Origin of the sequence: Halomonas sp. C22, from assembly GCF_007655045.1 — a bacterium.
Classification (GTDB): domain Bacteria; phylum Pseudomonadota; class Gammaproteobacteria; order Pseudomonadales; family Halomonadaceae; genus Vreelandella; species Vreelandella hamiltonii.
Genome location: NZ_VBVC01000005.1, coordinates 177,203 through 194,731 on the forward strand (window position 1 = coordinate 177,203; position 17,529 = coordinate 194,731).

Sequence of the window (17,529 nt, forward strand, 5' to 3'; positions counted from 1 at the left end):
TTGAATTGACGACACTCATCAAGCTTGGCTTGGCCAAGCGTTGACGTATACGGAAGCCTTTTTGATATGAGCTGGTTAGACAAGATCGTGCCCTCCATGGGGCGTATCCAGCGGAAGGACCGTCGTGCCAGCGTGCCCGATGGCCTCTGGCGTAAATGTCCCAAATGCGAGGCGGTGCTGTACCTGCCGGAGCTGGAAAAGCACCACAGCGTCTGTCCCAAGTGTGACCATCACTTGCGTCTGACCGCCCGCAAGCGCCTTGACTGGTTCCTGGACAAGCAGGGGCGCGAAGAGGTGGGGGCCGAGATCGAGCCCAATGACCGCCTCAAGTTCCGCGACTCCAAGAAGTACAAGGACCGCCTGACGGCTGCCCAGAAAGAGACCGGTGAAAAAGACGCGCTGGTTGCCATGCGTGGCGAGCTGGATGGCCTGCCGGTCGTGGCCGTGGCCTTCGAGTTCACCTTCATGGGCGGCTCCATGGGTGCCGTGGTCGGCGAAAAGTTCGTGCGCGCGGCCACCATTGCGCTGGACGAGGGTATTCCGCTGATCTGCTTTGCTGCCTCGGGTGGCGCGCGGATGCAGGAAGCGCTGTTCTCGCTGATGCAGATGGCCAAGACCTCGGCAGCACTGGAGAAGCTCAAACAGGCGGGCGTCCCCTATATTTCCGTGCTGACCGACCCGGTGTTTGGTGGCGTTTCCGCGTCGCTGGCCATGCTGGGTGACCTGAACATTGCCGAACCCAACGCACTGATCGGTTTTGCAGGCCCTCGGGTCATCGAACAGACCGTGCGCGAAACGCTGCCGGAAGGTTTCCAGCGCAGCGAGTTTCTGCTCGAACACGGCACGGTCGACATGATCGTACATCGTCATGACATGCGTGCGCGTGTCGGTGGTGTGCTGCGCAAGCTGACTCATCAGAACCCACTGCACGTCAGTGGTGAGCCGGAAGTCGATGCCGAGATCGCGGAGCCAGTGGTTGATGAAGCAGCGCTGGCCGATGCCGCAGAAAGCAGCGCTCAGGCAGAGCCTGCCAAGCCTGCGAGCGATGACGCGTCGCGCAATGCCTAGCACGTTAGCCGAATGGCTGAATCATCTTGAGACGCTGCATCCGGTAGGCATCGACATGGGCCTGGAGCGGGTGTCGCAGGTGGCCCGGCGCATGGGGCTGCTGGACCGCCCCCTGGCCCGCCAGGTGATTACCGTGGCAGGCACCAATGGCAAGGGCTCGACCCTTGCCATGATCGATGCGGTGGCGCGGGCGCATGGCCTGCGCACCGGTACCTACACGTCTCCTCATCTGCTGCGCTATAACGAGCGTGTCACGCTGGAAGGTCGCGAAGCCAGTGACCAAACCCTGGTCGAAGGCTTCATTCAGGTGGAGGATGCTCGCCTGGAAGCGCCCGCCATCAGTCTGACCTACTTCGAGGCGGGCACTCTGTGTGCGCTCTGGTGTCTGGCCAATGCCGAGCTGGATCTGGCGGTATTGGAGGTAGGGCTGGGCGGGCGGCTGGATGCCGTCAACATCATCGATGCCGATGTGGCCATCGTGACCACCATCGCGCTGGATCATGCCAATTTCCTGGGAACCGATCTGGCTCAGATCGGCCGCGAAAAAGCGGGCATCTTTCGCCCCCTGAAACCCGCCGTATTGGGAAGCTTGACGCTGCCCACGAGCGTGCTGGACACGGCCATTGCCGTGGCTGCGCCCAGCTACGTGCTGGGCGTGGGTTTCAGCCATAGCGCGGGTGACGAGCCGCCAGGAACTCCTTGGTGCTGGCATGGGCTCAACGGTGAAGGGGATACTCTTTCCCTTGACGCGCTGCCCGACCCAGGCTTGCCCATCGACAATGCGGCGACGGCGCTGCAGGCGCTGGCGCTGGCAGGCGTGCCGTTGAAGGTGCGGCCGGTCAGTGAAGCGCTGGCCACTGTGACGCTGCCGGGGCGCATGCAGTGGAGCGGGCAGTGGTGCCTGGACGTGGGGCATAATCCGCATGCGGCCAGCTATCTGGCGCGCAGGCTTCCCGCGCCGCCTGCCGGTGGTCGCCAGTGGGGGCTGCTTGGCATGCTCAATGACAAGGATGCCGACGGTGTGATTGAGGCATTGTTGCCGCGTATCCGTGACTGGGTCTGCGTCAGCCTGGAAGGCGAACGTGGCCGCTTGGCCAGCGAGCTTGCCGAGCGTATTACGTCGCTGGGTGGGCGCGTGTATCATTGCGCCGATTCTCCGCAGGCCGGGGCAGAGTGGCTGGCTCAACGGCTGACGCCAGAGGATCGGGTATTGGCAACGGGGTCATTCTTTACCGTGGCAGCGCTACTGGCGATGTCACTGCCTCAAGCATCGCCGCAGGCACGTTAAGCTGGAGGGAGAGGGATATGAAATACGGTAAAACGGAACGCATTAGCGGTCTCGTGATTCTGCTGGCCGTGCTGGCGATCATCGTGCCGTGGTTGATGAGTGACCCGGCTCCCCGGGAGGAGCGTCCGCAGCCCACCTTCGTGATCGAACAGCCGGTGAACGTGGTGCGTCAGGACGTTCCTGTGCCCGAGATGCCTGCTTCCATCAACGCGCCGTCTCCCCTCGAGCCGCTGGAGAATGCCGAGGTAGTGGACGAGCCCATCGAGGTCGTGCCGCTGGAACCGCAGACCGAGGCCGTTGCCAGTGCGCCCGCTGAGACGCCTCCGCCAGCGGCACCCGCCGAAGCGCCGCGCAGCGAACCGACGCCCGCTCCCGCCAATGACCCGATTGCCGAGCTGGTGGCCGCTAACCAGAACCGTGGCAGCAGTAGCAGCGGCAGCAGCAATGGTTCTGCTCCCCAGGCTCAGCAGCAGGGCGAATGGGCCGTTCAGGTAGGCAGTTTTGGCGATGCCGCCAATGCCCAGCGCATCAGCGACCAACTCACCAATCAAGGTTTCCGCGTTTTCCAGCGCCCGCGTGACAACAACCTCACCACCGTGCTGGTGGGCCCGTACGGCTCTTCGGAAGATGGCGAGGCGGCGTTGGCGCTGGTGAAAGAGCGCGCCAATGTTCAAGGCCTTCTGGTGCGGGTAAGAGACTGATCATGGCGCTGACATGGATTGATGCCGTTTTTCTGGCCGTGCTGGCGCTATCGATGCTGGCAGGCTTCGTACGGGGCTTCGTGCGTGAATCGCTGGGGCTGGCTGCCTGGGTCGTCGCGCTGATGGTGGCGCGGGTGCTGGCCGAGCCGGTGGCCGAGCTTATGGCCGGCTTCATCGAGAGCTTCGATGCTCGCCTGGTGCTGGCCTTTGCGCTGGTCATCTTTGCGGTGATTCTGCTGTGCGGCATCGTGATACGTATCGTTCACGCCGCCGTGGAGTGGGTGGGCATGGGGCTGTTGAACCGCTTTGCGGGCGCTGCGTTCGGGCTTGCCCGTGGCGCGGTCATCCTGCTGGTGGTGACCGTGCTGATCACCTTGACACCGTTGGCAGACCTTCAGGCATGGCAGGAAGCCTCGCTGCGCCCCACCTTCATCGAGTTGCGGGACTGGGCCGTGAGCCAACTGGACCAGTGGGAGCGTGAGCTGCCGACGCCACCGGCGTCGCTGCGCGATGTCTCGCTCCCCGAATTGCGCGTACCCGTTCAGCAGTAGCCGAGCGGTGGATGTCGTGCCGCTGTCTGGCAGCGGCACGAGTAAGTTTGATGATCATACGGGTTTGCACCAGCAAGCCGTGGTTTTAAAGCGAGGTAACTGGAATGTGCGGTATAGTGGGCCTTCTGGCCAAGCAGGCGGTAAATCAGGGAATCTACGATGCCCTGACCGTACTTCAGCATCGGGGCCAGGACGCTGCCGGCATGATGACCTGGAGCGAGGGACGCTTCCTACTGCGCAAGAGTAACGGCCTGGTCCGTGACGTTTTCCATACTCGCCACATGGCGCGCCTGAAAGGCAACCTGGGCATTGGTCACGTGCGCTACCCCACGGCAGGCTCCTCCAGTGAGGCCGAGTCTCAGCCGTTCTACGTCAACTCCCCCTACGGCATCGCGCTGGCCCACAACGGCAACCTGACCAACTCCGAGCAGTTGAAGCAGGAACTGTTCTCCACGGACCTGCGCCATATCAATACCAGCTCCGACTCGGAAGTGCTGCTCAACGTCTTCGCCCACGAGCTGGGCAAGCAAGGACTTCACCTGGAAGCCGAGGACATCTTCGATGCGGTGCGTCGCGTGCATCGTCGCTGCAAGGGTGGCTATGCGGCCGTGGCGATCATCAACGGGTTCGGTATGGTCGCCTTCCGTGACCCCCACGGCATTCGCCCGGTGGTGTTCGGAACGCGCCAGGACCCCAACGGCCAGGAAGTGATGATCGCTTCCGAGTCGGTGGCGCTGGACGTGGGTGGTTTCGAGCTGGCGCGTGACCTGGCGCCGGGCGAGGCCATCTTCGTCGACATGCAGGGTCAGATTCACACCCAGGTCTGTGCCGACCGCCCCGAACTGCGTCCGTGTATCTTCGAGCACGTCTATCTGGCGCGCCCCGACTCCATCCTCGATGGCGCTTATGTCTACGGCACGCGCATGCAGATGGGTCGCAAGCTGGGCGACCGCATCATGAACGAGTGGCCCGACCACGATATCGATGTGGTCATCCCGATCCCGGACACCTCACGTACTTCGGCACTGGAGATGGCCCAGCATCTTGGCGTCACCTACCGCGAAGGCTTCATGAAGAACCGCTACATCGGCCGTACCTTCATCATGCCCGGGCAGACTCAGCGCAAGAAATCGGTGCGTCAGAAGCTGAATGCCATCGATGTCGAGTTCAAGGGCAAGAACGTACTGCTGGTGGATGACTCCATCGTGCGCGGCACCACCTGCAAGCAGATCATCCAGATGGCCCGGGATGCCGGTGCCCGCAAGGTCTATTTCGCCTCGGCGGCGCCCCCGGTGCGTTACCCCAACGTTTACGGCATCGACATGCCCGCGGCCACCGAGCTGATTGCCCATGGCCGTACGGAAGATGAAGTGGGTCAGCTGATCGGCGCCGACCGCATTTTCTATCAGGACCTCGAAGACCTGAAGAGCGCCTGTCGCGAGGTCAACCCCGAGATGGAAGCCTTCGATTGCTCGGTGTTCGATGGCAACTACGTCACCGGCGATATCGACGAGGCCTACCTGGCGGTACTGGAAGCTAGCCGTAACGATGCGGCCAAGGACAACAGCGCGGGTGACCATGCGCTGGTTGACATGCACAATCAAGACGATGACCTGGACGACTGAACGCGCATGCGCTGGCAACTTTCCTCAGGGGGAGTTGCCGGGGGAGTGGACGTTTTGGAAGCTGGACGTTTTGGAAAAGAGGGCGCTGCCATGCACGATGATCATCACCAGGAGGAGTGGTCGCTCGAAACGCTCGCCATTCGCGCGGGGCACCACCGCACGTTTGAGCAGGAGCATGCCGAGCCGATTTTTCCCACCTCGAGCTTTGTTTACGAGAGTGCTGCCGAAGCTGCCCGCAAGTTCGGTGGTCAAGAGCCGGGTAACGTCTACTCGCGCTTCACCAATCCGACGGTACATACCTTCGAACGCCGACTGGCGGCCCTCGAAGGCGGTGAGCGCTGCGTCGCCACCAGCTCTGGCATGGCCGCCATTCTTTCCACTGCCCTGGCACTGCTGTCGGCGGGGGATGAGATCGTGGCCTCGCGTTCGCTGTTTGGCTCTACGGTCAGCCTGTTCGACAAGTATCTGGGCAAGTTTGGCATTACCACGCGCTATGTGGAGCTTTCCAATCTGGCAGCCTGGGAAGCCGCAGTGACGCCCGCAACTCGGCTGATGTTTGCAGAAACGCCGTCCAATCCGCTTTCCGAAGTGGCCGATATTCCGGCCCTGGCAGCGTTGGCGAAGCGCAGCGGGGCCTTGCTGGCCATCGATAACTGTTTCCTTACGCCTGCTCTGCAACAGCCGCTGGCACTGGGGGCTGACCTAGTGATTCACTCGGCCACCAAATACCTGGATGGCCAGGGGCGCGCCGTGGGTGGAGCGGTGGTGGGGCGTCATGACCTGCTGGAAGAGGTGTTTGGCGTCGTGAGGACCTGTGGCCCTTGCCTGAGTCCGTTCAACGCGTGGATCTTCACCAAGGGGCTCGAGACCCTGTCGCTGCGCATGAAGGCCCACTGCGAGAACGCCTTGAGCCTGGCCCGCTGGCTCGACCAGCACCCCGCCGTCACTCGGGTGTATTACAGCGGCCTGGAAGCGCACCCTCAGCATGCGTTGGCCAAGCGCCAGCAGCAGGGTTTTGGTGCCGTGCTGGGATTCGAGGTGCTGGGTGGGCAAGAGGGCGCCTGGCAGGTGATCGACGCCACGCGCATGCTGTCGATTACCGGCAATCTGGGCGATGTCAAAACCACCATCACTCACCCGGCCACCACGACCCACGGGCGCCTTTCCGATGAGCAAAAAGCCGCCGCAGGGATTGCGCCGGGGCTGATTCGGGTAGCCGTCGGGCTTGAAAGTCAGGCGGATATCCAGCGTGACCTGGCCCGTGGCCTGGATGCGCTGGCTGCTCGTTGAAGTACGATATTGTGACGACTGACCGGCCGAGAGGCCGGTTTTTTATTGGCGAAACACGCCGACGTTTCATAAAGTGACACGGTACGGGCACGATGAAACGGTTTTTCCGAACGATGCGTTCTGCTTTTTTCAGCAGTGTTTTGTCATGCGAAAGGTTATGATTTTCATAACAAGTGAAGCATGCTGTGGGGCAGCGTGCAGCCGTCAATGGGGAATCAAGGATGTGGCGTAATACACGCAGTGGCTGGGGGGTGATCAGTATCGCGTTTCACTGGCTGAGCGCTTTGACCATCATTGGGTTGTTCGCGTTAGGCTGGTGGATGACCGGGTTGGGTTATTACGACCCTTGGTACAATCAGGCTCCCTGGATACACCGCTCGGTGGGCGTGCTACTGCTGCTGGCCACCTTTGGTCGATTGGCTTGGCGTTTCATGCAGCCGACCCCCGCGGCCGAGGGAGGGCGATTCGAGCGTCTGGCGGCTCACCTTGGCCACATAGCCCTTTACGTTTTGATGCTGACGGTACTGTTCAGTGGCTACCTGATTTCGACCGCCAACGGCCGTTCCATCAGTGTGTTTGGCTGGTTCGATGCCCCTGCCATCCTGCATGGCCTGCCCAATCAGGCCAGCGTGGCGGGCGACATACACTGGTACAGCGCGTTGGCGCTCATGGTATTGGCAGGTGGGCATGCGTTGGCGGCATTGGTACATCATTGGCGCTGGCGGCACGACACGCTGCGCCGCATGGTCAACCCGCGCCATGCGCAGCCAAAGCCCCATGCCCAGCCAAAGATTTGAACCCCTGTTCTACTCACCGCGGACTCATGATGGATCCGCAGTTTTGACCAAGGAAAGCGAGGAGATAGCAATGTTGAAGAAGACAGCGATTGCCACGGCACTGGCCGCAGCGGCTCTGGTTCCCTTGAGCCAGGCTCAGGCGGCTGATTATCAGATCGATATCGAAGGCCAGCACGCATTCGTGCAGTTCAAGATCAACCATCTGGGCTTCTCTTACATTCTGGGCAGCTTCGAGACCTTCGATGGCCAGTTCCATTACGATGCCGACGACCTGGATGCGTCTTCCGTCTCCATGGAAGTGCAGGTCAACAGCCTGACCACCAACCATGCCGAGCGTGATCGTCATATTCTGAGCGCTGACTTCCTCAACGCCAGCGAATTCCCCACGGCGACCTTCACGTCCACTGGTTTCGAAGCCACGGGTGATAACGAAGGCGTGGTGACCGGCGAGCTGACGCTGCACGGCGAAACTCAGGAAATCGAAATGCCGGTGACCCTGATGGGCGAAGGTGAAGACCCCTGGGGTAACTACCGCGCTGGTTTCGAAGGCAGCACCATGCTGACGCTGAGTGATTTCGGCATCGACATGAGCGACTTCCCGGAAGCCATGCACGAGCTGGAACTGTACGTCACCTTCGAAGGCATCCGCCAGTAAGCGATGACTGATCAGAACGCTGCCACCTTCACGGGTGGTGGCGTTTTTTGCGTTTTAAAGCCCCCGTAAATCGAGCAATACACCAAGGAGGCCGCCGTTGGCAGCCGCTATGCAACAACGTGAGTTGGCTATCACCCTGTGGCGTCAAACCTGGCCCATGGCCATTGGTGTTCTGGCGCTGCTCGGGTTTCAACTGGTCGACAGCGCCTTCATCGCGCGGCTGGGCACGGCCCCGCTGGCCGCGCAGTCGTTCACTTTTCCGCTGTCGTTTTTGATCATTGGTATTCAGGTGGGGATGGGCATCGCCATTGCGGCGCTCATCTCCCGAGCCTTGGGGGCCGGTGAGCAGGCCAGAGCCAGGCGCTTGAGCAGCCTGGTGCTGTTGGCGGGTGGTGCGGTCATCGGTGTGCTGGTCGTCGTGCTTTGGGCGTTGCAGGAGCCCTTGTTCAGCCTGCTGGGGGCCGACCAGCGTGCGCTAGGGCACATTCGAGCCTACTGGGCGCCGCAGCTGTTCGCCGCCTGGTTGGGCGCCTTGCTTTACTTCATCTACAGCGTGTTTCGCGCCCACGGCGATACTCGGTTGCCTGGCAAGATGATGGTGGTCAGCAGCCTGGTGAACCTGGTGCTGGACCCGCTGTTCATTTTTGGCATAGGCCCCTGGGAGGGGTGGGGGTTGCCGGGGGCTGCCTGGGCCACGGCCATTGCCTTTGCCGTGGGCTTGTGGTTTACCTGCCGCAAGCTCTATCGGCGTGACTGGGCGACCTCGGTGGCGCTGTGGCCAGAGATCAAACGCTCCTGGCGGCCTTTCACCGGCATTGCCGCGCCAGCCATGGTCAGCCAGCTGATGCCGCCGCTGGCCGCCATGCTGGCGATTGCGGCGGTGGCGGGGCTGGGGGATACCCAAGTCGCGGCCTGGGGGTTGGCCAGCCGATTGGAAACCCTTTCGCTGATGGTGATTCTTGCCATGACCATGTCGCTGCCCCCCTGGTTGGGGCGCTGCTATGGGGCTGGAGACTGGGAGCAGATTCATCGTCTCATGCGCCTGGCGCTGACCGTGGCCGTGGCCTGGCAGTTGGCGCTGGGCGTGTTGTTGGCGCTGGCGTCACCCTGGGTGGCCATGGCGCTGGCCGGTAATCCGGAAGTACAGAGCGAACTGGCGCTGCTGATACGTTTTCTGCTGCCCAGCTATGCGGCGCTGGGTGTATGCATGCTGGTGGTCTCGGCGGGCAATGCGCTGGGCTGGCCGCTGCGGGCCATGCTGCTCTCCAGTGCGCGGCTGTTCGTGTGCTACCTGCCGTGCCTTTGGGTGGGGGCGCAGCTGTTTGGCTGGACGGGGCTGGCTGCGGGTGCCGCTGTGGGGAATGTGCTGGCAGGCCTGATGGCTTGGGGAGCGCTGCGGCAGATTCTCTCCCGCCCGCATCGGCGGGCGGGAGTGTCATGACCCGACGACAGGTTCAGTGCTGGCGGCGTGATTCCTGAAACGAGAAATACAGGAACAGCAGCGCCATGGCGAGATAGCCCATCACGAAGTCGGGGGCCGCATTGAAGGCCAGCTTGGGCGCATGCATCAGGCCAACGAATGAAAAACCCGCTGCGATGGCGGCAAAGGCCGCTGCCCTGCGGAACTGATGGTCGATCACCGACACGGTCATGGCGCCCAGCAGGATGGCCATGAACATGGCACCTTGCCCCAGCACGACGATGGCGCTGGAGATGTCGCTGACCACCTCACCAGCTCCCCGGTTGAAGCGCGTCATCACATAATTGGCGAAGTAGGGCAGCATCGCCAGGGCGATGGCCGGGTAGTAGCGGGTATCGTTGGCCTGGAACGCAGTGGCGATCATGGACATCCCCACGAACACCAGAATAGGCGCCACGACGGAAACCGGAATGATGGCCGCCAGGGCAGCAATCAGGCCGAACATGGTGGCCAGCGCGTAGACGGCGCCGTTCAGCAGGCTGTAGCCGCGCCCGGCGCCCATCCATTTGGCACCCACCGTGGCAATGTAGACCGTGGTAGGAAACACGCCCCCAAACAAGGCCCCGATCATGGTGCCCGCGCCATCCACGGCCTGGCACTCCCGCACATCGTACTTGTCGCCTGCGGCTTCCATGGCCTCGACGTTGTTCATGGTTTCGATGGCGTTGTACAGGGTAATGGGCAGCACCACGGTCAGGACGGCCAGCATGCCGGTGAACAGCAGGCCCAGCCCTTCGAACCAGGCGAGATTGGGCAGCAAGGGGTAGAACCCCAGGTGGGTGAAGGCATCGCTGAAACGCTCGGTGCCTGCATCGCCAATCAGGTAGGCCATGGTCGTCCCGATGACGATGGCAAACAGCGAGGTGGGGAGCTTGAAGGGCATGCTCACCCTGGCGACCAGGCCCACGATGATGATCCCCAGCACCAGTAGCCCGATCACCGGCATTTCCAGTGTCTTGAACAGCATTTCACCCGCAATGAAGGTCAGCGCAACGCCTGCCACGGCACCCAGCATCGCGGCTCTGGGCAGGTGATACTGTACCCAGCGGCCCACGACGCTGATCAGGGCTTCGATGGCGCCGCTGATGAAGCAGGCGGCCACGGCGACTTTCCAGGCGAGTTCAGCATCGCCGGTCAGCTGTTTGGCGGGCAGCAGCACCCCGAACAGGAAGACGAACATCACCGGCGTGGAAATACCGTAGGAGAGCGCTGTGACGTCGCTGCGGTTCTCCTTGCGCGCCAAGCGAGCGGCGCTCCAGGCGTAGTAGAAATTGCCCACCATGACGGCGACCGCCGCCCCTGGCAGCACCTGCCCATACACGATGGAAGCAGGGAAACCCATGCCCAGCATGGTAATGGCGATAATGACGAAATTGGCGATGTTGTTCTGGAACAGCGCAAAGAAAGCGTCGGTATCTTCTTTTTTGTACCAGGGGTAGGGAGTGCTGGCAGCCGCCATGTTGTGCCTCTCGGTTATGGTGTGTTGTATACAAGGCTACGCTGAGTGTGCCGAATATTTGACTAATCGGTCAAGCGTTGCGTTGTCACGGACGCCGCGCGGGCGCCCCAGGCTCTGGCGGCGAAGGCGCAATTGTACACATCATTGCCCAAGAGGTTGATCTTTCTAAACAAAAACGCCCAGGCCAAAGCCTGGGCGTGATACGTCAGTGCGCGAGATCAGTCGTTGACTGCCGCGATGGCCTTGGCCAGGTAGGGAAGGTTCTCGTGGGAGAAACCTGCCACGTTGGCCCGGCCCGAGCGCACCATGTAGATGCCGAACTCGTCACGCAGGCGGTCTACCTGTTCCGGAGTCAGGCCTGTGTAGGAGAACATGCCGCGCTGCTCGGCTACGCAGGCGTATTTTTCCGCCAGACCGTAAGGCTTGAGTGCTTCGACGAAATCGCGACGCAGGGTGTTGATACGGTCGCGCATCTCCGTCAGCTCTTCACGCCACAGGGCGGACAGCTCGGCATCGTGGAGGATTTCACTGACGATGGCGCCGCCGTGGGCGGGCGGGTTGGAGTAGTTTTCCCGGGCAACGATGGCTGCCTGAGAGCGTACGTTTTCCATCTGCTCGGCGTCCTTGGCCACCAGAATCAGGCAGCCAGTGCGCTCGCAGTAGATACCGAAGTTCTTGGAGCAGGAGCTGGTGATGATCACCTCATCCAGGTTTTCAGCCAGCAGACGAACGCCGTAGGCATCTTCTTCCAGCCCTTCGCCGAAGCCTTGGTAGGCGAAGTCGATCAGCGGCAGCAGCTTGCGCTCTTGCAGAACGGCCATGACTTCCTGCCACTGGGCTTGAGAAAGATCGAAGCCGGTGGGGTTGTGGCAGCAGGCATGCAGCACGACCACGTCGCCTTCGGGGATCTGCTTGAGTGCTGCCAGCATGCCCGCGAAATCCAGACGGTTCTCGGCATCGACGTAGGGGTATTTGTGCAGCGCAATGCCCGCCGCGGTGAAGATGCCGTGGTGGTTGGGCCAAGTGGGGTCGCTGACCCAGATGCCTTTGCCGGGCAACTGGCTGGCAATGAAATCGGCCGCCAGACGCAGAGCGCCCGTGCCGCCCGGTGACTGCGTGGCGCTGGCACGATTGGCTTTCAATACCGCTGAGTCGGCACCCAGTACCATGGGCAGCACGGCATCGCCATAAGCAGGCGCGCCATGGGAGCCGATGTAGGTCTTGGTGGTTTCATTCTTGAGCAGGCGAGCTTCTGCTTCCTTGACCGCGCGCATGACCGGGGTATTGCCCGCTGCGTCACGATATACACCGACACCAAGGTCCACTTTCTGCGGATTGGTGTCTTTCTTGAAAGCTTCGATCAACCCGAGAATGGCGTCTCCAGGGACTCGCTCAATTTGCTCAAACATTTATTCGACTACCTCGTCGGTTCTGGCGGCAAGAATGAAATCATTGAGATGCAGGCCGCGCAGGGTATGCGTCCACCAGGTCACGGTGGTGCGACCCCACTCGGTCACGATGACCGGATGATGCCCAGCCTGCTCGGCGACCTCACCGACACGCTGGGTAAATGCCAACGCATCCGCGAAATCACGAAACGCAAAGCGTCTCGTCAACTTCATGATGCCATCGTGTTCGATAATCTGCCACTCTGGAAGTGCGGCCAGATGGGGTTGGCATGCCTCATGAGCGAGCGGCATGGCATCTGACGACACGGGCTGGAAGGCAGTGCGAGCGAGGCTTTGCATGGTCGGTCTCCGAAGGCGACGTTACTAGCGTCAGGGTAGAAGACGCACGCAGTCCCGGCCAACCTCCTTGGCGCGATAGAGCGCCTGATCCGCACGCTCCATCAGGCTGGTCAGGGGTTCGCCACAGCGGTACTCCGCAACCCCGATGCTCAGCGTGACGCTGCTCTGGCCAATGCCGAAATCGTGCTCGGCGATGGTTTTGCGCAGGCGGTCGGCAAGCGCATGGCATTGCTGCAGCGAGGTGAGCGGCAACAGTACCATGAACTCTTCACCTCCCAGGCGGGCAACCACGTCTTCACAGCGCAGCAGCGAGCAGGTCAACGTGGCGAGCTGTTTGAGTACCTTGTCGCCCTGCAGATGTCCCCAGGCGTCATTGAGCTGCTTGAAGTGGTCGATGTCGATCATCATGACCGACAGTGGTGAGCCATGGCGCGTGCTCAGGGAGCTCAAATGCGTCAGTTGCAGCATCAACTTGCGCCGGTTGGCCAGGCCGGTCAGCGGGTCGGTATCGCAAAGCCGACGCAGGCGCTGCTCTTCCAGCACCTGGTCGGTGATATCCATCATGATACCGCTCCAGCGCACGCCATTGGTGAAAGGTTCTGGGTTGGCGCTGACCGCGATCCAGCGAGGGTTTTCTTCTGGAAAGGGGAATCGGAAGCGGGTGGTCAGCGGCAGCATCCAGCGTGCTGAGCGCTCGATGGCCGACATGATCTTTGGGTAGTCGCTGCCAGTGAGTTGCTCCAGCAGCGGCTGGGCATCTTCGGCGAGCTGGTGTTTGTCGATATAGGCAAGTGCCATGCCACCCCCTTCCAGATAGGGAAAATGCATGTGGCCAGCGTGCGTGCGGTAAAACTGAAAAATGACCCCTGGGATGCTGCTGATCAACTCTTCCGTGCCCGGGGCGGCAGGCTTGGAAGTAACGGATGCCTCATTCACGGACATGCGTGAATCTCCAGACGATAGGCCTATTATAAGTTAGCTGTGAAGATTAGCCCTAAATAGGTAAATGGGATGTAAGCCATTGCTGACAAATTGTCTTTTATTAATAATTTTTTGGAATTAAAAGCAGATTTTAAATTCTATATGGCTCGTTTTTGGCGGAGATGGCCTGTGCAGAGCGCACCATTCGGTTTAAAATTACTTTTCGGCATATGAATTATTATTCTTATTACTTTGGTGGCGGGTTTGGCTGCACAGCAATCACACGAGGTGGATACGTCCATAATGGCAACCATGAGCGCACAGACAGGCGTTGGCCGTGTCAGTTTGGTAGGCGCAGGGCCAGGCGACCCGGAGTTACTGACCCTGAAAGCCTTTCGTCGGCTCAAAAGTGCCGAGGTGGTGCTTTATGACCGTCTGGTGAGTGATGAAATCATCGCGCTGCTGCCACAGGAAGCCGCGCGCTACTATGTCGGCAAGGCGCGTTCGTCCCACAGTGTGCCTCAGGAGGGGATCAATCAGGCATTGGTGGAGTGGGCCCGACAGGGCAAGCAGGTGGTGCGTCTGAAAGGTGGCGACCCGTTCATTTTTGGGCGTGGGGGAGAAGAGCTGGAAACCTTGGTGGCTGCCGGTATCGAGGTAGACGTCGTGCCCGGCATCACCGCTGCCTCGGGGTGTGCGGCTTATGCTGGCATACCGCTGACCCATCGCGATCATGCGCAATCCGTGCGTTTCGTGACCGGGCATTTGCAGCAGGGCGAGTTTACCCTCGATTGGCCTACTCTGGCGCAGCCTGGCCAGACCCTGGTGTTTTACATGGGGCTGAGTAATTTGACGGCCATTTGTGAGGGGCTGATGGCCCATGGTTTGCCACCGGAAACGCCCCTGGCACTGATCGAGCAGGGAACCACGCGCCAGCAGCAGACCCATACGGGCACCCTGCGGCAACTGCCGACGGCTTTTCTGCAAGGTGCCATCCAGCCGCCTACGCTGTTGATCGTGGGAAGCGTAGTGACATTGCATGCGCGCCTTTCGTGGTTCGAGGTGGAACAGGGAGCCGCTCAGGGCTTCGGTGAAGAGAGCCATCTTTGCAAAGTGCGTCGCCCGTGACGGCATCTGGCCACTCGAGAGAGGCAGGCTTCGAAGCCGTATCTTGCTGAGCGCTGGCGATATGCGGGTGGCTGTGTATGCTGGTAAGGACTACTTTTAGAAACGATCGTTGACGATAGCGAGCGATTTGTCACTCACGTTGCTATTACCAGCAGCCAAGCGAAGAGAGGGATGCAGCATGTCAGAAGCAAACCACCCAGAGCCGCACACACCTGCTGGCAAGCCTGATATGAAGACGCTGTTTCAGGATAACCGCGTCAAGGGGATTGCCGGTATCGCGGCCATTGCGGTGATATGGGCCATCATGGCGCAGTCCAATGCAGGCACCCATCGTGATCGCGTCGAGCGGCTGGAAGGCCAGCTCAACAGTGTCGAGCAGGAGAATGCCCAGTTGAGCCAGCGCCTGGCCGAGGTCGAAGAAGCCGAAGCCGACCTGACCGCCATGCGTGAAGAAATTGCCTTGTTGGCGCAGCAGCAGGAAGAAGCTTCTGAAACGCTGGCGTCTGCTCAGGGCGAGGTAGGCACCGTGCAGTCGCGTCTGGAGGAGTTGGAAGCGCAGCGGGATGCCCTTGAGCAGGAAGTGACGTCACTGGAAGAGCGTCTGGCGGGCGCCGAGAGCGAGATGGAAAGCCTGCGCGAAGCGCGCGACCAGATCGTCAGTGAGCGTGATGAGGCCGAGTCTAGCCTGCAACAGATCGAAGATGCCCGTGAAAGCGCGGAGCAGGCGCGTCAGGAGGCTGAAGCAGCTCGTCAGGAAGCCGAAGAGCAGCGCCAGCAGGCGGTAGAAGAGCAGACGGCTGCCGAAGACGAGCTCAGTGAGCTGGAATCCCAGGTCAACGAGGCCAATGAGCGCCTGGCCGAGCTGGAAGAGCAGATTGCCAGCCAGCAGAGCGAGCTGGAGTCGCTGCAGGAAGAGCGCGATAGCGTGACCAGCGAGCGCGATGCGATGCAGTCCGAGATCGAGTCCATGACCCAGCTGCGCGAGGAGGAAGAAGAGAGCCTGAGCCAGGTGCGCGGTGAAATGGATGACCTGATGGTGGCGTTGGACATTGGCCGTGAGGAAGTCGCCAATGTCGAGAGCGATATCGAGACTCGCGAAGAGCAGCTGGAACGCTTGGAGAGCCAACTGCGCGAGTGGCGTGAAGAGCTGGCCGCGCTAGGCGACCGCCTGCACGTGGATGATGCTGCCAACGATGAGGTGCCTGACCTGTCAGGTGATCAAGAGAGCGATGGCGACGACGCTGACGCTGACGATACGCAAGCGCAGTAAACGGAGTTCCGATGGCTGAGGCCATCGTGTTCTTCCAAGAGCGGGCACGGGGCTTCCCATGCCCGCTTTTGTTTTTGTCGGTTTAGAAATGGGCGGTGGAGGAGTATCATTCCCGCCAGACCATGCAGGTATTCAACAACGGGAGAGCCATTGATGGATGGTGTGAAACATATCGTGGCCGTGGCCTCGGGCAAGGGTGGTGTCGGCAAGTCGACCGTGACCGTGAATCTGGCGCTGGCATTGTCGGCTCAGGGCTACCGTGTGGGCGTGCTGGACGCCGATATCTATGGACCCAGCCAGGCCCAGATGCTGGGCGTCAAGGAGGGCATGCGTCCTCAAGCCGGGGAGAACAATACATTTTTGCCCCTGGAAGCACACGGCATCCAGGCCATGTCGATGGCGTTCATGGTCAATACCCGTGATGCCATGGTATGGCGTGGCCCTATGGTGGTGGGGGCGTTCCAGCAGATGCTCACCCAGACCCAGTGGGACAACCTGGACTTCCTGCTGATCGACATGCCGCCCGGTACCGGCGACATTCAGTTGACCCTGGCGCAGAAAGTGGCCGTGTCGGGTGCGGTGATCGTGACGACACCTCAAGACATCGCGCTGCTGGATGCTCGCAAGGGCATCGAAATGTTCCGCAAGGTCAATGTGCCTGTGCTGGGGGTAGTCGAGAACATGAGCCTTTACCACTGTGAGCAGTGCGGCCATGAAGCGGCGATCTTTGGCACCGGTGGCGGTGACCGCATTGCCGAAGAGTATGATACGGCGGTGCTGGGTCGGCTGCCGCTGACCCTGTCGATTCGTGAATTGGCCGACTCCGGGCGCCCCAGCGTGGTTGCCGAGCCGGAGAGTTCCGTGAGCCAAACGTTTGCCGAGATTGCCCGTCAGGTGGCGCAGTCCGTCAACGCCCATCAATCCGGTGGCCCGACGATTTCCTTTAGCGAGTGATGAAGTAACCGATGAGCATTAAATCAGACAAGTGGATCCGCCGTATGGCGCAGAGCGATGCCATGATCGAGCCATTCGAAGCCGAGCAGGTGCGCTACGTCAACGATCAGCGGGTGATCTCCTACGGCACGTCCAGCTACGGATACGATGTGCGCTGTGCCGATGAGTTCAAGGTGTTTACCAATATCCACTCTGCGATTGTCGATCCCAAGTCGTTCGATGACAAGAGCTTCGTCGATGTGAAAGGGGACGTGTGCATCATTCCCCCCAACTCGTTCGCGCTGGCGCGCACGGTGGAGTACTTTCGTATTCCGCGCAACGTGCTGACCATTTGTCTGGGCAAATCGACCTACGCGCGCTGCGGCATCATCGTCAACGTGACGCCGCTGGAGCCGGAGTGGGAAGGTCACGTGACGCTGGAGTTTTCCAACACGACCAACCTGCCTGCCAAGATCTATGCCCATGAAGGCGTTGCCCAGATGCTGTTCCTCGAGTCCGACGAGGTCTGCGAAACCTCGTACAAGGATCGTGGCGGCAAGTACATGGGACAGCGTGGGGTGACCTTGCCCAGAACGTGATGGGGAAGGCCTGAGC

General features: G+C 61.0%; 17 protein-coding genes. 13 read left to right on the forward strand and 4 right to left on the reverse strand.

Annotated features, from left to right (window positions below; translation table 11 throughout):
• Positions 1 to 66 precede the first annotated feature (66 nt).
• The 9 genes from accD (at position 67) to FEU76_RS11915 (ending at position 9,416) form a co-directional block, all read left to right on the forward strand.
• Entirely contained in the window at positions 67 to 1,068 is a 1,002-nt protein-coding gene (gene accD, locus FEU76_RS11875; protein ID WP_039179919.1) for an acetyl-CoA carboxylase, carboxyltransferase subunit beta, read from the forward strand.
• Positions 1,061 to 2,356 carry a bifunctional tetrahydrofolate synthase/dihydrofolate synthase gene (folC, locus tag FEU76_RS11880; RefSeq protein ID WP_144983238.1) on the forward strand — a complete coding sequence of 432 codons (1,296 nt, stop codon included), beginning with the start codon at positions 1,061 to 1,063 and terminating at the stop codon, positions 2,354 to 2,356. The genes accD and folC overlap by 8 nt, the downstream gene beginning before the upstream one ends.
• 17 nt (positions 2,357 to 2,373) lie before the next feature.
• Positions 2,374 to 3,057, forward strand: coding sequence for an SPOR domain-containing protein (locus FEU76_RS11885; protein ID WP_144983242.1), 684 nt, complete (start codon positions 2,374 to 2,376; stop codon positions 3,055 to 3,057).
• A 2-nt stretch (positions 3,058 to 3,059) separates the two neighbouring features.
• Complete coding sequence (locus FEU76_RS11890) at positions 3,060 to 3,608, forward strand: CvpA family protein (RefSeq protein ID WP_039179928.1); 549 nt, start codon at positions 3,060 to 3,062, stop codon at positions 3,606 to 3,608.
• 104 nt (positions 3,609 to 3,712) lie between these two features.
• Complete coding sequence (gene purF / locus FEU76_RS11895) at positions 3,713 to 5,233, forward strand: amidophosphoribosyltransferase (protein WP_096922868.1); 1,521 nt, start codon at positions 3,713 to 3,715, stop codon at positions 5,231 to 5,233.
• A 90-nt stretch (positions 5,234 to 5,323) separates the two neighbouring features.
• On the forward strand, positions 5,324 to 6,523 hold the full coding sequence (locus FEU76_RS11900) for an O-succinylhomoserine sulfhydrylase (RefSeq protein ID WP_144983245.1): 1,200 nt from the start codon (positions 5,324 to 5,326) through the stop codon (positions 6,521 to 6,523).
• 221 nt (positions 6,524 to 6,744) lie between these two features.
• Complete coding sequence (locus FEU76_RS11905) at positions 6,745 to 7,320, forward strand: cytochrome b (protein ID WP_144983248.1); 576 nt, start codon at positions 6,745 to 6,747, stop codon at positions 7,318 to 7,320.
• 70 nt (positions 7,321 to 7,390) lie between these two features.
• A complete protein-coding gene (locus FEU76_RS11910; protein ID WP_016914033.1) occupies positions 7,391 to 7,975 on the forward strand; it encodes a YceI family protein in 585 nt (194 codons plus the stop codon).
• Between the two features lie 109 nt (positions 7,976 to 8,084).
• Complete coding sequence (locus tag FEU76_RS11915; RefSeq protein WP_144983251.1) at positions 8,085 to 9,416, forward strand: MATE family efflux transporter; 1,332 nt, start codon at positions 8,085 to 8,087, stop codon at positions 9,414 to 9,416.
• A gap of 13 nt (positions 9,417 to 9,429) precedes the next feature.
• On the opposite strand, the gene FEU76_RS11920 is transcribed toward FEU76_RS11915, so the two are convergent.
• The 4 genes from FEU76_RS11920 to FEU76_RS11935 form a co-directional block, all read right to left on the reverse strand.
• Entirely contained in the window at positions 9,430 to 10,914 is a 1,485-nt protein-coding gene (locus FEU76_RS11920) for an NCS2 family permease (protein WP_144983254.1), read from the reverse strand.
• A 218-nt stretch (positions 10,915 to 11,132) separates the two neighbouring features.
• Positions 11,133 to 12,323: an amino acid aminotransferase gene (locus FEU76_RS11925; protein WP_096922872.1), complete on the reverse strand. Its 1,191-nt coding sequence runs from the start codon at positions 12,321 to 12,323 to the stop codon at positions 11,133 to 11,135.
• Positions 12,324 to 12,662, reverse strand: a complete 339-nt coding sequence (locus FEU76_RS11930; protein ID WP_144983258.1) for a 4a-hydroxytetrahydrobiopterin dehydratase — start codon at positions 12,660 to 12,662, stop codon at positions 12,324 to 12,326.
• A 30-nt stretch (positions 12,663 to 12,692) separates the two neighbouring features.
• Positions 12,693 to 13,604 (reverse strand): GGDEF domain-containing protein, encoded by a 912-nt coding sequence (locus FEU76_RS11935; protein WP_144983261.1) that lies wholly within the window; start codon positions 13,602 to 13,604, stop codon positions 12,693 to 12,695.
• 291 nt (positions 13,605 to 13,895) lie between these two features.
• Here FEU76_RS11935 and cobA point away from each other — a divergent pair, with 291 nt between their 5' ends.
• From cobA to dcd, 4 genes are all read left to right on the forward strand, one after another.
• Positions 13,896 to 14,711 carry a uroporphyrinogen-III C-methyltransferase gene (gene cobA, locus FEU76_RS11940; RefSeq protein WP_039182296.1) on the forward strand — a complete coding sequence of 272 codons (816 nt, stop codon included), beginning with the start codon at positions 13,896 to 13,898 and terminating at the stop codon, positions 14,709 to 14,711.
• 178 nt (positions 14,712 to 14,889) lie between these two features.
• Positions 14,890 to 15,981, forward strand: a complete 1,092-nt coding sequence (locus FEU76_RS11945; RefSeq protein ID WP_144983264.1) for a kinesin — start codon at positions 14,890 to 14,892, stop codon at positions 15,979 to 15,981.
• A gap of 153 nt (positions 15,982 to 16,134) precedes the next feature.
• Positions 16,135 to 16,935 (forward strand): iron-sulfur cluster carrier protein ApbC, encoded by an 801-nt coding sequence (apbC, locus tag FEU76_RS11950; RefSeq protein WP_052196470.1) that lies wholly within the window; start codon positions 16,135 to 16,137, stop codon positions 16,933 to 16,935.
• 11 nt (positions 16,936 to 16,946) lie between these two features.
• Complete coding sequence (dcd, locus tag FEU76_RS11955; RefSeq protein ID WP_039182260.1) at positions 16,947 to 17,513, forward strand: dCTP deaminase; 567 nt, start codon at positions 16,947 to 16,949, stop codon at positions 17,511 to 17,513.
• The last annotated feature ends 16 nt before the right edge of the window (positions 17,514 to 17,529 follow it).

Bases quoted from the DNA above. Each gene is read 5' to 3' on its own strand.
- accD (WP_039179919.1), top strand. From the start codon at position 67: ATGAGCTGGTTAGACAAGATCGTGCCCTCCATGGGGCGTATCCAGCGG.
- folC (WP_144983238.1), top strand. From the start codon at position 1,061: ATGCCTAGCACGTTAGCCGAATGGCTGAATCATCTTGAGACGCTGCAT.
- FEU76_RS11885 (WP_144983242.1), top strand. From the start codon at position 2,374: ATGAAATACGGTAAAACGGAACGCATTAGCGGTCTCGTGATTCTGCTG.
- FEU76_RS11890 (WP_039179928.1), top strand. From the start codon at position 3,060: ATGGCGCTGACATGGATTGATGCCGTTTTTCTGGCCGTGCTGGCGCTA.
- purF (WP_096922868.1), top strand. From the start codon at position 3,713: ATGTGCGGTATAGTGGGCCTTCTGGCCAAGCAGGCGGTAAATCAGGGA.
- FEU76_RS11900 (WP_144983245.1), top strand. From the start codon at position 5,324: ATGCACGATGATCATCACCAGGAGGAGTGGTCGCTCGAAACGCTCGCC.
- FEU76_RS11905 (WP_144983248.1), top strand. From the start codon at position 6,745: ATGTGGCGTAATACACGCAGTGGCTGGGGGGTGATCAGTATCGCGTTT.
- FEU76_RS11910 (WP_016914033.1), top strand. From the start codon at position 7,391: ATGTTGAAGAAGACAGCGATTGCCACGGCACTGGCCGCAGCGGCTCTG.
- FEU76_RS11915 (WP_144983251.1), top strand. From the start codon at position 8,085: ATGCAACAACGTGAGTTGGCTATCACCCTGTGGCGTCAAACCTGGCCC.
- FEU76_RS11920 (WP_144983254.1), bottom strand. From the start codon at position 10,914: ATGGCGGCTGCCAGCACTCCCTACCCCTGGTACAAAAAAGAAGATACC.
- FEU76_RS11925 (WP_096922872.1), bottom strand. From the start codon at position 12,323: ATGTTTGAGCAAATTGAGCGAGTCCCTGGAGACGCCATTCTCGGGTTG.
- FEU76_RS11930 (WP_144983258.1), bottom strand. From the start codon at position 12,662: ATGCAAAGCCTCGCTCGCACTGCCTTCCAGCCCGTGTCGTCAGATGCC.
- FEU76_RS11935 (WP_144983261.1), bottom strand. From the start codon at position 13,604: ATGTCCGTGAATGAGGCATCCGTTACTTCCAAGCCTGCCGCCCCGGGC.
- cobA (WP_039182296.1), top strand. From the start codon at position 13,896: ATGAGCGCACAGACAGGCGTTGGCCGTGTCAGTTTGGTAGGCGCAGGG.
- FEU76_RS11945 (WP_144983264.1), top strand. From the start codon at position 14,890: ATGTCAGAAGCAAACCACCCAGAGCCGCACACACCTGCTGGCAAGCCT.
- apbC (WP_052196470.1), top strand. From the start codon at position 16,135: ATGGATGGTGTGAAACATATCGTGGCCGTGGCCTCGGGCAAGGGTGGT.
- dcd (WP_039182260.1), top strand. From the start codon at position 16,947: ATGAGCATTAAATCAGACAAGTGGATCCGCCGTATGGCGCAGAGCGAT.